This window comes from Pseudorhizobium banfieldiae, from assembly GCF_000967425.1.
Lineage (GTDB): Bacteria > Pseudomonadota > Alphaproteobacteria > Rhizobiales > Rhizobiaceae > Neorhizobium > Neorhizobium banfieldiae.
Window position 1 is genome coordinate 3222648 of sequence record NZ_FO082820.1, and the last position, 14196, is coordinate 3236843.

Sequence of the window (14196 nt, forward strand, 5' to 3'; positions counted from 1 at the left end):
CGGCCGCCTCCTTGACGAGGACAACACATGGCGACGATCACCGCATCACAGGCAGCCTCGGCAAGAGCTGGCAGCAAGCCGGCGCGCCGGGTTGGATCGAGCGGCAGGCTGGTTTCCTACCTGCAGGCGACACCGCTTGCCCTCATCCTCGGTGGCTTTCTGCTGCTGCCGATCCTGATGATCGGCGTGGTCAGTTTCTGGGACTACGACTTCGCGGCCATGTACCCCGACTTCGTCACGTTCAACTATACGGAGACGCTGGGGTCCTGGGTGACGTGGAAGACCTACCTCAACACCCTGAAATTTGCCTTCCTGGTCTGGGCCATCACCCTCTTCGTCGGCTTCTGGGTGGCCTACTTCCTCGCCTTCCATGTCAGAAGCGCAGCCATGCAGATGGTGCTCTTCCTCCTCTGCACCGTGCCCTTCCTGACCTCGAACATCATCCGGATGATCTCCTGGATCCCGGTCCTCGGCCGGAACGGTCTGATCAACTCCGGCTTGATCAACACTGGCATCGTCAGCGAACCCGTCGAATGGCTTCTCTACTCGGACTTCGCGGTGGTGCTTGCGATGGTGCATCTCTACACGCTGTTCATGGTAACCCCCATTTTCAACACGCTCATGCGCATTGATCGGACGCTGTTGGAAGCCGCCCGCGATGCAGGCGCCAGCAGTTGGCAGACGCTGGTGAACGTCGTGCTTCCTCTCGCCAAACCCGGGATGGCGATCGGGACGATCTTCGTCGTCACCCTCGTGATGGCTGACTTCTCGACCGTGCAGGTCATGTCCGGAGGCCAGAGCGCATCCGTGGCCCTGATGATGAAGAACCAGATGTCGCTGCTTCAGTATCCTGCAGCCGCCGCGAATGCCGTGGTGCTGCTCGTCCTTGTTCTATTGATGGTGGCCGGCATCCTGCGCATTGTCGACATTCGCAAGGAGCTCTAGATGCAAAGAGAAGCCCGCTCCCGCGAATTCTACATCCTGGCGCTGTTCTTCGGACTGTTCGTCCTTTTTCTCTACGGACCGCTTTCGGCAATCCTGATCCTGTCCTTCCAGGGGCCCAATGGCGGTTTGACCTTTCCCCTGAACGGGGTCTCGCTGCGCTGGTTTGCCAACCTGTTCGAAACCCAGGCGGTGGGCGACTTCGGCGGCTCCTTCCGACGCTCGCTCACGCTGGGCCTCATGGTGATGGCGGCGACTGTCGTGGTTTCGCTGCTGGCGGGACTGGCTTTCCGGCGGCGTTTCTTCGGCGCCTCCGCTCTCTTCTACCTTGCCGTTGCGAGCCTGGTCGTTCCATCGATCATCATCTCTCTTGGGATCGGCGTTCTTTTTCAGCAACTGGGGCTTCAGCCGGCGTGGTATTCCTCCGCCTTCGGCGCCCACATGACCTGGACGCTGCCCTTCGGCGTGCTCATCATGTTTGCCGTCTTCAACCGATTCTCGCCCGTTTACGAAGAGGCTGCCCGTGATCTCGGCGCCTCCTCCTGGCAAACCTTCCGGCATGTGCTGCTGCCGATCATCGCCCCCAGCCTGATCGGCGTCGGCCTGTTTGGTTTCACCCTCTCCTATGACGAGTTCGCACGCACCCTGCTGGCGGCTGGCACCTACAACACCTTGCCGCTCGAGATCTACGCGATGACGACCAACGTGACGACGCCAGTGCTCTATGCCCTCGGCACGGTAACCACCGCCTTCTCCTTCCTGGTCATTGTCGCAGCCGTCCTACTCATCCTTCGCCTCAACCGGAGGCGGCTCAAGGGCTGATCGTCCCCATGCGCATTCTCATCGTCAATCCGAATACGACCGCGAGCATGACGGAGCGTATTGCAGCGGCAGCCGAAGCCGTCGCGGCAGCCGACACGGAGCTTCTTCCTGTCACGTCGAGCATGGGACCCGCCTCGATCGAGGGCTATTACGACGAAGCCCTGGCCGTCCCCGGACTGCTACAGGCAGTCCGGCTCGGCGAGCGAGACAGGGCTCAGGCCGCGATCATCGCTTGCTTCGACGATACGGGACTTGATGCAGCGCGCTGCGCAGCCGCGATCCCCGTGATCGGCATCTGCGAGGCAGCCGTCGCGACGGCCTCCTTCATCGCCCAGCGCTTCACCGTTGTAACGACGATGGAACGATCAAGGCTGCCGCTGGAAGCGCTGATGGATCGCTATGGCGTCGGTCGCCGTGCAACCGTTCGCGCCGCCGATATTCCCGTGCTCTCCTTGGAAGATCCTACCTCGTCGGCGCGCGAACGCTTGTGCCGCGAGATCGAGCGCGCACTGCGCGAAGACCGCGCTGAAGCCATCGTGCTCGGCTGTGCCGGCATGGCGGATTTGCCAAGGCAGTTGCAGGCCGAATACGGCGTCCCCGTCGTCGACGGGGTCGCGGCCGCCGTCAAACAGGCAGAATGCCTTGTCACGCTGGGACTTACCACCGCCAAGCAAGGCGCTTATGCGTATCCGCTTCAGAAGCGTTATGCCGGCATCCTCGAGTCATTTGCCCCGGTAAGCGGAGCATGCACCACGTGAACGATTACTGTAACATTCGCCGGCTTACCTTTGAGGAGGTGGAGCTTCTGCTTGATTGGGCCCGAAAAGAAGGTTGGAACCCGGGATTGGCAGACGCTACCGCCTTCTACAACGCAGACCCGGCTGGCTTCATAGGCTGCTTCAGCGACGACAGGCTGGTCGCAGGTATTTCAGCAGTCCGTTATACCGGGAACTTTGGCTTCATCGGACTCTATATCTGCCTTGAGAACTATCGCGGTAGAGGCTTTGGCAAGCGCGTGTGGGACGCCGGCATGCATCTCTTGACGGGACGAATTGTCGGTCTGGACGGCGTTCCGGAGCAGCAGGAAAATTACGCGCGAAAAGGTTTCGTGGAAGCCTACAAGACGATCCGCTGGAGCGGCAGGATTGATTTGCTCCGCCCCAGCACAGAAGCATGCTCTTCCATATCACCACAAATGGTGCGTGAAATTGTTGCCTATGATGCGCAGAAGTTCCCTTGCGGAAGGGAAGCATTCCTTGGCGCGTGGCTCCAACCGCCGAGACAAGCGATCGCGGTCGAGCATGACGGGGCGATTACAGGGTATGCGGTAGTCCGCCGTTGTCATCACGGCTGCAAGATCGGGCCGCTTTTCGCGGATAGCCTGGAAGATGCCGAATGGTTGTTGAATGCTTGCGTCAACCTCGCCCCGAACGAGACCTTACACGTGGACGTTCCTGAAATGCAGACCGCGTTTTCACGCATCCTCGAAGGGCACGGCATGGCGCCGAGCTTCGCAACAGCGAGAATGTACAAGAATGGCAAGCCACGGCTTGATACCAATGGCGTCTTCGCCCTTACAACCCTTGAGTTGGGGTAGTCTTCCGTGGGCAGGCAAAGGAAGCCAACATAATCGCCGCATCAAACCGGTGAACTATAGGAGCGGTCGTACTTGTTTTCCAAAAGTGGGTATCGTGGCGAAGCGGACAACTGGGCGCTCCGTCGGTAGCGGACATTGCAGTGTTCGAGAGAATGCCACGTCCGCCTTGATGGCCAGTCGGGACCTCCGCAAAGGTAGTATCTACTAATAGACATCTCCTCCTGCAGCGCATCCTCCGCTATTAATTTGGCAATCAGTAGCTGCTTTGGGAGGAGCGGCAATAGTGTTTTTGCTTTCGTTCTGGTAGGTTGCCTTTTCGCTGTCATCGCCTGGTGTATTGTCGGCCGAACGTCCAAAAACGGGGAAGAACTCACGCAAGAGTCCCTGGACGAGGAACAGATGCGGCAACTACAATTAGCTGCCACTAAGGCCGAGGACAGAAAAGATCTGCCCGCAATGGCCTTAATAACCAACAAAACGGCAATCCACCCTGCACGTTCATCGCCCTATCAAAGGGTAGCGGCACTGGATCTGCCCACTTCTGATTGCAGAACTGATCACGAGAGACAGCGATCACCCTGTCGGCGACGCTCCCTCGATGCGATCAGGCAGGCAGCGCAATCCGGGTTAAGTGCTCCTTCTGCGGGGTCATCAACAGGGCTGGGAGCCGACTTCGCGGGACGACGTCCAACGAGCCAGCAGCATAGCTAATCACGAAGGAGCCACTATAGATTCCGATCCTGGTCGTCGTGGCAGGTCATTCAATGCAGTGTTTGGACTCCGCTAACCTCGGCGGAAGGGCGGCCTATTCGGTCCGCCGTAACCTATTATTAAGCTTAATTGGTAATATAAATGAAACGCCTTGAGTTCCGGCGGGTCCCGATAACCATCGGGAGACAAATCTTGTTTGGCGGAACGCAGGCAGTACATGAAACCCATCCACTTAGCGGCACCTCTCGCTTTTCTTCTCCTTTCCGGCTGTGTCGTCGGACCGGAGCATGCTGCGCCAGAAATCGCTCTCCCCGCGCAGTTCACGGAAGGGCCAGCCAGCAGCAATGGCGATGTGTCGGCGCACGCCTGGTGGACCGCCTTCAATGACAGCCGCCTTAACGGCTATGTCGAACAGGGCCTGTCTCAGAACCTGGACGTTCTTCAGGCGCTTGAACGGATCAACCAGGCCGAGGCTGCCGTGGTTCAGGCCGGCGCGGGCGCACTACCCGCACTCGACTTCGGAGCACAGGCGGAACGGAGCGGCACCAGAGACATCGGCGGCTCTCTGAGCCCGACCTCCACCTCACCGCAAACGACGGTGGCCGGAGCTCTCGACGCGTCCTGGTTGCTGGATCTCTTCGGGCTGTATAAGCGGTCGCGGGAGAGCGCGCTTGCACAGCTCGATGCTTCCTATGCCAGCGTGGACGTGGCCCGGCTCACCCTGCTCTCCCAGGTCGTCGCCGCTTACATCGACGTCCGCTACTACCAGGAGCGTATGGCGCTCGCCCGGCAGAGCCTTTCCTCACGTCGAGAGACACTTGACCTGACGCGCCTTCAGCTTGAAGCCGGTGCAGCGTCGCGTCTGGATGTCGTTCAGGCTGAAGGTCTGGTCAACACCACACTCGCAGAGATCCCTAGGCTTGAAACGCAGTTCCGCAGTGCGACCCATCGGGTCGCCACGCTACTGGCTCTTCCGGCCTCCGCACTTCTGCCTGAACTGCAGAAGGGAGCTCGCCAGCCGGTGGCCCGTTTCAAGGCAAATGCTGGCGTACCGGCGGACCTCATTCGCAACCGACCCGACATTCGAGCAGCCGAACGGCAACTCGCAGCCGCCGTTGCCGAGATTGGAGTTGCCGAGGCACAACTCTACCCAGCCGTCACCCTAGGCGGCTCGATCCGCCCGTCTTATACGCGCATCAGCAGTGGCGAGAGCGGTATCTTATCGTGGTCGTTCGGGCCTGCCCTCTCCCTGCCGATCTTCGACGGCGGCGCTCTGAAAGCCAACGTAAGCGCATCGGAATCCATAGCACGCGAAGCCTATCTCGCGTGGAAGCAGACTGTTCTAGATGCTGTCGAGGAAGTCGAGAATGCTCTCGCCGCCGTGGCGAGGGACACCCGCATCGTCGCGGCCCTGCGCGATACCGTGCGCTCCTATGAGGAAGCGTTGGAGCTTGCCACCGCAAGTTATCGCGATGGCGCCTCGTCCCTGCTTGACGTTCTGGACGCCCAACGCCAGGTATCCACGGCTCAGGCGAACCTCGCAGAGGCTGTGCGGCAGATGGCCCAGGATTTCGTGTCGCTGAACATCGCTATCGGAGGTGGCTACGCCTATAGCCCTCCGACGGCCACCCTCCTCGCATCCGCCGCACCTATGCCAAGCAAATAAGCGGCCACGGCGCGAACTCCTCTGCCCCGACCTATCGCTCCGTGAATGCCCGCGACATGCTGTCTGTAATCGGCTTGGCAAGATAATTGAAGAACGTTCGCGATTCCGTCTGGACCATCACTTCAGCCGGCATGCCTGGCGTGGGACTGAAGCCATGAACCCGGGCCAATTCCTGGGAAGGCACATCGACGCGGGCGACATAGACGTCCTGGCTCGCCTCGCGGGCGTCCTGTAACGCGTCCGCCGAGACGTAGATGACCTTCCCGTTCAAAACCGGCGTTGTCCGCTGGTTCAGTGAGATGAGACGGACGGTTGCCGTCTGTCCCGCTCTCACGCGGTCGATCGAAGTGCGGGGGATCTGGACCTCGATGATAAGCGGCACGCCAGAGGGCAGGATCTCGAGGATTCCCTTCCCGCTCTCGATGACCCCGCCTGTCGTGTTGTAGTGAGTCCGTACCACGACGCCGGTCACCGGAGAATGAATTGTGGCCCGCTCCAAGACGTTTTCCGCCTGTGTAAGTTGCTCGCGCACCATGTCCCGCTCACTCTGAATATCCTGCAGGCGATCGAGAGCATCCTGCCTATATAACTGATGTGCCCTCTCCATTTCCTGCTTCGTCTTGACTATCTGGGCCTCGGTTTCCGCAACCTCCGCCTCCAGCCGCCCAATCTGCCCCGTCGCATCGGCCATGGCACGCTCCAAGGTTCGGACGTCGTTCGCGCGTATAACACCCTTCTTTTGCAGCAGCTTCTTGCTCTCATGTTCTGCCTTGAGCAAATTCAGTTGCTGCAGGTACGCATCCCTCTGACGCGAATAACCTTTGGCCCTGAATCGAAGAGCCTCCATATTTTGCACCAACAAGGACAGCTCTCCCGAGAGTTTCACCTGCTGGGCCTTGAAATTGAGTTCCTGGCTCCGAAGGATGGAATTGACCTCGGAATCGTTGCGGTGGCCAGCGACGAGGGGCGGCGGCACATAGCGCCCCCCCTGTTCCGATTGCACCGTCAGCCGTGCTGCCGTGGCTTCCAGAAGGACCCGGCGCAGAAACAGCTCCCTGCTCTTGGCACGGGCCGCCGTCTCATCCAGAATTACGAGCGGTTGCCCCTCCACAACACGATCGCCTTCTTTGACGAGAAGCTCGCGGATCACGCCGCCCTCCAGATGCTGAACGATCTTGTTGCGGCCTGTGGCGACGAAACTTCCTTGTGCGATCACCGCAGCAGCGAGGGGCGCGGTCAGGGCCCATGTGCCAAACCCACCGAGGAACAGCGCCATCAGAAGCAAGCCGATCAGCGTCTGCTTCCAGATGGAGCGCGGAACTTCGGAATACCATTGAATGTCGTGAACTTTGGCGATGTCACTCATGGCACTTTCCTACTGCAACTGATGGCCGAAGGAGCCGGTGGTTACGCTGATGCCGCGGCCCTCCAGAGCCTGCAGGACGTCACCCCGCGTTCCAAACAACGCCACGGTGCCATTTACCAAAAGGAGGATCTTGTCGACGATGTGAAGCAGCTCGGGGCGCTGCGTGATGGTAGCAACGGTGATACCGTTTTCCTTTGCATGCTTGAGCGCACGCTTGAGTGCAGCATCTCCAGCATTATCAAGGTTCGAATTCGGTTCATCCAGCACCACGAAGCGTGGATCACCGAAAAAGGCGCGCGCCAATGCGACCCGCTGCTTCTGACCACCGGACAGCGGTGAGCCGTCCCCCGCCACCATGGTTTCGTAGCCGTGTGGCAGGTTGGCGATCATTTCATGAACGTCAGCAAGCACGGCAGCGCGATAGATTGCTTCGTCGTCCACATCCGTGCGCATCCGGGCGATATTCGCCTTGATCGTTCCTGGAAAGAGTTGCACATCCTGAGGCAGATAGCCGATATTCTCCCCGAATTGCCGCTGATCCCAGTTTCGCAGGTCCATCAGGTCGAGGCGAACACTTCCGGACGTAGGCAGGATTGACCCGACCAGCATCTTGCCGAGCGTCGTTTTGCCGGCGCCGGAGTTGCCTATGATGGCGAGAGAGTCACCGGGTTGCAGGCAGAAGGACAGGCCGTTCAGGACTACGCGTTTCGTGCCTTGTGGGACATATAGTAGCCGCTCCACATCCAGCCGACCTTCCGGCTTGGGGAGGCTCAACCGTTCGAAAGCAAGTGGTGAAGATGTCAGTAGAGCAGTAATCCGTCCGTAGGCTGAACGTGCTTGGCTGTATTGGTTCCACCCCTCGATAGCACCCTCGATGGGTGCCAGGGCCCGCCCTGCAATGATAGATGCGGCAATGACCATCCCTCCGGTCAATTGCCCTTCTAGCGACAGGAAGGCGCCCCAGCCGAGAAGGGCTACTTGTGTCAGCAGACGCACTGCCTTGGAAAGAGCGGCAATTGCAATGTTGCGATCCTGCGCAACCACCTGTGCTCTCAATGACGTTGCGGTGTCTCTCCCCCATATGCGCACCGCCTCCGGTATCATCGCCAGCGCATTGATGATCTGAGAATTGCGGGACATCGACTCGACATGTAGATTGGCCTTCACCTGCGCTGTGTTGGCCTCAGTGAACGGTGTAGCTGTGAGCTTCTGGTTGATTTGCGTCAGGATGAGAAGGACGATGGCCGTGGCGACCACGATCAGGCCGAGATCAAAGTGAATGAGGAAGACTGCAAGCACGAATAGCGGTGCTATCGGTGCATCCAGGAAGGCGAGGAGAGTGCGAGAGACGAGGAAGGAGCGAACCTGCTGCAGGTCACCGAGCGTCTGATACTCCTTTCCCGAGCCCTGCAACGAAGCGCGTGCCGCGGCGCCAAGAATGGGCGCTCCCAGATTGGCAGCGACCTCGACCGCAGTACGCATCAGGATGAAGCGCCGGAGTGCATCGAACATCGCCTGCAGCAGGATCGCCCCCACGATGATCACCGTAAGCATGACCAGAGTTTCGATCGAGCGACTGGTCAGCACCCGGTCCGATATCTGGAACAGGTAGATAGGGATGGCGAGCACGAGGATGTTGCTGATCACCGTGAACAGCATGACGACTGCCAGGTTATGACGCACCGCTTTCAGTGCCGCCTTGAGACTGGCATCAAAATCGATCGGACCCAGACGCTTGTGAAACGTCCCATTGCCATTCCCGGAGCCCTTGCCGCCTCCAGAAGAGAACGTCTTTCCCACATCCTCACGACTGCTCTTGGCTTCGATCGGACCGCAGTCTCCGTCTATCGTGGTCATGCCCTCGACTGTCTTCGCTCGAGGACCGTCATCCCGTGCGACCGTCTCCTGCATACCCAGGTCTTCGGGCGACACAGCGTCGACCGAAATGATATCATCATCAGAAGCCTCCGGCCGCTCTTGGGGATCCCGCACCTCGCGAAGCAATACCTCGGAAGCAGGCGGACCTTCCGCCACTCGCAGACAGGCTTCGACCGCACGGTCGATCTTCTCGAAGGAGTCTCGGAGCTTCGGATCAGCCGGCGTCAGCCCAACGTTACCGACCCTTGGCAAAGACGAGCCCCCTTGTGAAAAGCTCTCATGTCGAATGTTCAAGACCTGTCTCCCCTAGTGCAGTATCGTTTGCAGGCCGTCGTCCTGGCTCTGGGTATGATCAGCAACGATTAGGACCCCAGGTGCCGGGTCTGGATCCGGCTCAAGCATGCTGTCATCAAGAAAAAGTACCGCTTCACTTGCAAGGAGCGTCGGATCTTGCCCGCCCAGGTCCGGCCGTGAGGAGATAAACTCAGCCTGTATGAGCGTTTCTTGGGAATACTGCTCGCCCCCGACATAGGTCTTGCCGAGGGAGTCCAGGTCTAGAATGGCAGCATTGTTGACGAGCGTATTGCCACCGGTCTCAACCACGTAGCTTGCGCCCGTGCGCGGCACCATCGCATCCATTGCCAGCGCGATCTGGTCGTTGTCGCCGACGATATTCGTCTGCCGCACCAGTTGCAGGTTGATCATATCACCGCTGATGTAGAGGACGCGCAAGCCAGCCAAGCCCGCGAATGCAGGATCATCGAGGATCTCAGCAGATAGATCCAATTCACCGCCGGCGGCCGACATCGCCGCATTTACGTAGTCTTGCGACAGCCCCTCGAACCGGTCGGCCGCGCCGATGTTGAAGATTGTCGCCTGGTTCCAAAGGAGGTTGCCAGACGAGGAAACGGTGCCCGCACCGGAGGTTTCGAAGCCGCCGGCGCCATCAACTGTGTCGGAATCAAACAGGATATTGAACTGCTGGATGATGCTTGCGTCATATACCGACCCGCCAATGATGATCAGGTCATAGGCAAACCCAAGCTCGTAGATCGACACGTGGTTGACGCCGGTATTGCCGCCGCTGACGATATGGGCATGCCCTCCAGAGGCGGAGACGATCCCGATGTCCTGGTCGCTGACGAAGGTGTACTGCTCGATCCAGTTGACGATCATCAGGTCACCGCTGATTTTCGTGACCGTCCAGAAGGCAGGAAATGCTTCTGATATGGTGTCTTGCCCATCAGTAGAACCACCCTCCCGCTCAAAGCTCGCTATGTTGAAGAGCTGGTTCGGATCGCCGCTGTTCCAGCCGGCGAATGCCACCCCGAGATCGTCCTCGTCCCAGATCGCGTTGATCTGGACAATTGCATTCACCTCCACATGGTCGCCGAGGACGGCGGTGACCTTCGCACCGGTCCAGAGCGTCTTCAGTACGGCATTGTTGACTAGCACATTCTCGCCAGCCTCTATGGTAACCGACGCTTCCGCAAGAGGTCCACTGTTGGCTAGAGCCAGGTCGCCGGCATCGCCGGCTGCATCGTCTGACCCTTCATCTTCTTCATCCTCAAATGAGTGATAGTCCTCAAGCCGAGGGACCTCCGTTACCAGCTCACCGTTGACGTAGCTTCCCGAAAGAGCGCCGGTCTGGGCAACGAGAAAATCGCCCTCCTGGGCCGCAACATCGAGTGCCTCCGCGGCGGTCTTTACAAGCGAGATCATCTCATCGACCGATCCGGGAGCTTCGACGTCCGAGAGCGGGAACATGGACGTGATCATGTCCGCCGCATCAAGCAGCGACTTCGTGGCCATTGTTGTCCCGACGACCGCCAAGGCGTGGTTTCCGACCGAGAACACGTCATTGTCACTGAGGATGATATGCTGCTGGATGTAGTTGAGCACGGAGCCAACTGGCTCAATCGGGGGCATCTCGATTTCGGCCGCCGGTACGGGAGCCGGCATTCGCACCATCAGCTGCGTGTCGGGGGGGGGCGACTCTCGCCATTCGACCACCGACTGAGCCGCCATCACAGGTGAAGGAACTTCCCAGAAAGTCGCCTTAGGAAAGAGCGGCGCAACCGGCCGGTAGAAGAGGAATGGGTCATAGCCTAGAAGCTCGAACGGCGTGGCGAACGTTTCGCTTTCGCTGGTGTTTGATTGAACGTCTTGTCGAGGAAGCGAGAAGGAGAAGTCATCGTAACTATCCCTTTGCCGAGCCGCCTCCAAACTTGTGTGGAATATCCCGATAAAGTGTGAAATCTCTTCGGTGGTCTTGTCCATACCAAGCATGATGAGCACTCCTTGGCTGGATCTCGTCGGTGGCGAGGTCCCAGTGGGTGGATCTGCGCGAAATCATCGCGCAGATCCATTTCAATGTCGGGGCGATGCGCCACCCTTAGGCGGCGTCATCATCCTCGCCGATGACGTTGCTGGTCAGGCTACCGCCGACGATCGTCATGTCGATCGCGTTCTGCTGCAGGTTTGCTCCCAGCACGATCTCCTGGTTGAAGGCATTGGTGTCGATGGCTGCATCCGCCGATGCCGAGCTCGTGCCGGTGACGAAGCCGTCATCGCCATTGCTCGAACCCCAGGTACCGCCTGAGCCACCGGCGCCGCCGTAGCCTGTCGTTGCCGTGCCACCGGCACCGCCGGCACCACCGGCACCACCCATGGACCAGCCGCCGAAGGCATCACCGCCGAAGCCGTCCGCCCAGGCACCGCTGAGGGCTGCGCCGCCGTCACCGCCGCCGGCCCAGCCGGCTCCACCTGTGGCCGCTCCGCTCGTCGCGTCACCGCTGTCCGCGTCACCGCCGGCCCCGCCTGTCCCAGCACCACCGGCGCCACCGGTCGCAGCGCCACTGCCACTGCCACTGCCGGTGCCACTCCCGCTTCCGGTTGCTGCACCACCGGCACCGCCTGCCCCGGCCGTGCCGCTGCCACCGCCGGCACCACCGGCACCACCGGCACCGCCGCCGCCGCCAGCACCACCAGCCGGATCGCCGCCGTAGCCATCACCGCCGTCATTGCCGCCGACCAGGATCGGGTTGATCAGGCCCAGCGAGCCCACGACGGGGATCGCGTCTCCACCGGTGCCAGCGCCGCCGGCACCAGCGTTGCCGCCGTCGGCATCACCGCCGTCGTCGCCGTCGCCGCCATTGCCGCCTTCACTATCTCCACCGGAGTCACCCTCTCCACCGAACGCCAGACCCGCACCCAGGCCAAGGCCCAGCCCAAGGCCAACGCCAAGGGCGTCGCCACCGCGGGCACCGTTGCCGCTTCCGCCACGGGCGCCGTCCGCGTCACCGCTTGTGGCGTCACCACTGTCGCCATAGCCGCCGGCTGCAAGACCGCCGACACTGATGCCGCCTAGCGCTGCGCTTCCAGCAGATCCCCCGGTGCCTGCGCCGCCGGTTGCTCCTCCGGCGGTCGAATCGCCGCCGTCGTCACCATCACCGCCATCCGCATCAGCATCGTTGCCACCGTCTCCTCCGGAGCCGCCGGCGTCGATGCCATCACTGGCGATCGCGAATCCTCCGGAAGCGCCTTGATGGAGCTCGAAGTTTCCGTTGTTGTTGACGGACGCAGAACCAAGATGGTCGTCGTCCTGAATGTTGGCGACCTGGCTCAGGACATTGCCGACGTCATTGCCTTCGCCGTCGAGCGCCTCGTTCAGGATGTCTTCGAACTTGATGTTGAAGACGCCTTCCACGGAGCTGCCACCGCTGACGTCAATGTCTGCAAAGTCGTCGTCATCCGGAAGGTAGCCATCCATGGCAACATCAACGGTTACACCAACATCGACCGTGGTCTCATTGACGTTCTCATTGATGTTCTCGCTGGCGTTGAAGTTGGCATTGCCGTTCAAATTGGCGTTGCCATTCAGATTAGCACTACCATTCAGATTAAGGTTGCCGTTGCCGTTCAGGTTGGTCGACTCACTCGTCTGATGCTGGTTCTGATTGGACCATTGTGACTGGTCCTGAGCCTGCTCTTGCTGCTCCTTCTGCCTCTGCTGCTGTTGCTGCTGTTGTTCCTGATCGTCATCATTGAAGATCGGAAACAGGTTCATCTCGTGGTTGCTACGCTTGCTCGACATGATGATGTCCCTTGTCGTTCCATTGCCGCAACGTGACCACCCTTCATCTCCTTGGGGCCTTGGTCGGGCGAATGAGGTTGTGAAATCGCGGGCGAAAAAGGCCCGCAGCGAAACCTGTGTCTGGTTTGATCGACGGTCCTCCCGTGCTTGTTGCGGGGAGTGGTTGGCACACCAGCCTCCTCGCCGGACGCAGGCCAATCCACGGGCCGAAGTGTGTGCCCGTCAGGCGAGATCGATAAGTTGCCAATTGGGGCTAGCCCCCTGCCCTTCTGGCCCGCTTGAACTAAGCCATTGGAAGGTCGACTACGTCGGAAGAGGGAGCTGGAGGGTTTCGGGGCCTTCGACCTCAACTACGCCTGAAAAACCGATCTTACGGACTGACCCTCATGGATTTCAGCTACGGGAGGGAAACCTCCCCTTCGCCGGCCCATGTGCCACTGTCATCTCTTGCCGGGCTGCCCTCATGGGTCGCGTCTGTCGCAATCCTTGGTCCGACTACAGCACGGGATGACGAAGCTCGCTTGGCACAGTAAAATGGCTCACCGCGGACGCTCTCATCATACCCAAGGCAATATACGATTCACGCGGTCTTCAGGATCGAAAGCACAATGCCCAAGTTCAAGGACGTACTCCTCCTCGTCGGTCAGATGAACTACACGTGGACCAATACCGAGAGCCTGCTCATCCACATGATCGCCGGCTTGGCAGGTGTCGACAAAGAGACAGCAATTGTCATTTTCCTGACCCTCAATACGCCCCGCGCGCGCATGGATCTTGTCGAGCGTCTGGCAAAGATGAAAAGGACAGAGCCGCGCTGCCGCGCAGATGTCCTTGACGTGACCCGCCGGTTAGGTGACGAGGCTAAGCTGCGCAACAAGTATAATCACTGTATCTATTCATTCGATCCCGCAGGAGAAATCGGATTGACGCAGTCCCTGCGCATTTTTGAAAGCAAGGACGCTATAAAGTATGGCAAGGTAGAAGCCCTTGATGATGCCGAAGTGGGACGGATCAAAGACAGCATTGCGTCCCTGGTCAGCATAAATCGCGAGCTTTGGGAGATAACCGTGCGCTACGGCTTCCCACAGTAGCCTGCCAGCAGCGTCGGCGGCCTCGCC

General features: G+C 59.9%; 10 protein-coding genes. 6 read left to right on the top strand and 4 right to left on the bottom strand.

Annotated elements, in window-relative coordinates:
- Positions 1-27 precede the first annotated feature (27 nt).
- The 5 genes from NT26_RS15780 (at position 28) to NT26_RS15800 (ending at position 5738) form a co-directional block, all read left to right on the top strand.
- Entirely contained in the window at positions 28-945 is a 918-nt protein-coding gene (locus NT26_RS15780; protein ID WP_052640157.1) for an ABC transporter permease, read from the top strand.
- On the top strand, positions 946-1764 hold the full coding sequence (locus NT26_RS15785) for an ABC transporter permease (RefSeq protein WP_052640159.1): 819 nt from the start codon (positions 946-948) through the stop codon (positions 1762-1764).
- Positions 1765-1772: 8 nt separating this feature from the next.
- Positions 1773-2522 (top strand): aspartate/glutamate racemase family protein, encoded by a 750-nt coding sequence (locus NT26_RS15790; protein WP_052640164.1) that lies wholly within the window; start codon positions 1773-1775, stop codon positions 2520-2522.
- Positions 2519-3361, top strand: a complete 843-nt coding sequence (locus tag NT26_RS22975) for a GNAT family N-acetyltransferase (protein WP_244467627.1) — start codon at positions 2519-2521, stop codon at positions 3359-3361. Before NT26_RS15790 ends, NT26_RS22975 begins: the two co-directional genes overlap by 4 nt.
- Positions 3362-4289: 928 nt before the next feature.
- The gene (locus NT26_RS15800) at positions 4290-5738 is read left to right on the top strand and encodes an efflux transporter outer membrane subunit (protein WP_052640167.1); all 1449 of its coding nucleotides are present in this window, start codon (positions 4290-4292) and stop codon (positions 5736-5738) included.
- Between the two features lie 31 nt (positions 5739-5769).
- Here the strand turns inward: NT26_RS15800 and NT26_RS15805 are convergent, their stop codons facing one another.
- The 4 genes from NT26_RS15805 to NT26_RS15820 all read right to left on the bottom strand — a co-directional run bounded on the left by NT26_RS15805 (position 5770) and on the right by NT26_RS15820 (position 13078).
- Entirely contained in the window at positions 5770-7104 is a 1335-nt protein-coding gene (locus tag NT26_RS15805) for an HlyD family type I secretion periplasmic adaptor subunit (RefSeq protein ID WP_052640168.1), read from the bottom strand.
- A 9-nt stretch (positions 7105-7113) separates the two neighbouring features.
- Positions 7114-9276, bottom strand: coding sequence for a type I secretion system permease/ATPase (locus NT26_RS15810; protein WP_244467628.1), 2163 nt, complete (start codon positions 9274-9276; stop codon positions 7114-7116).
- Positions 9277-9288: 12 nt separating this feature from the next.
- The gene (locus tag NT26_RS15815; RefSeq protein WP_052640172.1) at positions 9289-11271 is read right to left on the bottom strand and encodes a hypothetical protein; all 1983 of its coding nucleotides are present in this window, start codon (positions 11269-11271) and stop codon (positions 9289-9291) included.
- A 106-nt stretch (positions 11272-11377) separates the two neighbouring features.
- Entirely contained in the window at positions 11378-13078 is a 1701-nt protein-coding gene (locus NT26_RS15820; RefSeq protein ID WP_052640174.1) for a hypothetical protein, read from the bottom strand.
- Positions 13079-13686: 608 nt separating this feature from the next.
- Here NT26_RS15820 and NT26_RS15825 point away from each other — a divergent pair.
- Positions 13687-14169 (top strand): hypothetical protein, encoded by a 483-nt coding sequence (locus tag NT26_RS15825; protein WP_052640176.1) that lies wholly within the window; start codon positions 13687-13689, stop codon positions 14167-14169.
- Positions 14170-14196 lie beyond the last annotated feature (27 nt).

What these genes read in the sequence shown, in the direction of transcription:
- NT26_RS15780 (WP_052640157.1), top strand. Translation starts at nt 28, where the DNA reads ATGGCGACGATCACCGCATCACAGGCAGCCTCGGCAAGAGCTGGCAGC.
- NT26_RS15790 (WP_052640164.1), top strand. Translation starts at nt 1,773, where the DNA reads ATGCGCATTCTCATCGTCAATCCGAATACGACCGCGAGCATGACGGAG.
- NT26_RS15815 (WP_052640172.1), bottom strand. Translation starts at nt 11,271, where the DNA reads ATGCTTGGTATGGACAAGACCACCGAAGAGATTTCACACTTTATCGGG.
- NT26_RS15825 (WP_052640176.1), top strand. Translation starts at nt 13,687, where the DNA reads ATGCCCAAGTTCAAGGACGTACTCCTCCTCGTCGGTCAGATGAACTAC.
- NT26_RS15785 (WP_052640159.1), top strand. Translation starts at nt 946, where the DNA reads ATGCAAAGAGAAGCCCGCTCCCGCGAATTCTACATCCTGGCGCTGTTC.
- NT26_RS15820 (WP_052640174.1), bottom strand. Translation starts at nt 13,078, where the DNA reads ATGTCGAGCAAGCGTAGCAACCACGAGATGAACCTGTTTCCGATCTTC.
- NT26_RS15800 (WP_052640167.1), top strand. Translation starts at nt 4,290, where the DNA reads ATGAAACCCATCCACTTAGCGGCACCTCTCGCTTTTCTTCTCCTTTCC.
- NT26_RS15805 (WP_052640168.1), bottom strand. Translation starts at nt 7,104, where the DNA reads ATGAGTGACATCGCCAAAGTTCACGACATTCAATGGTATTCCGAAGTT.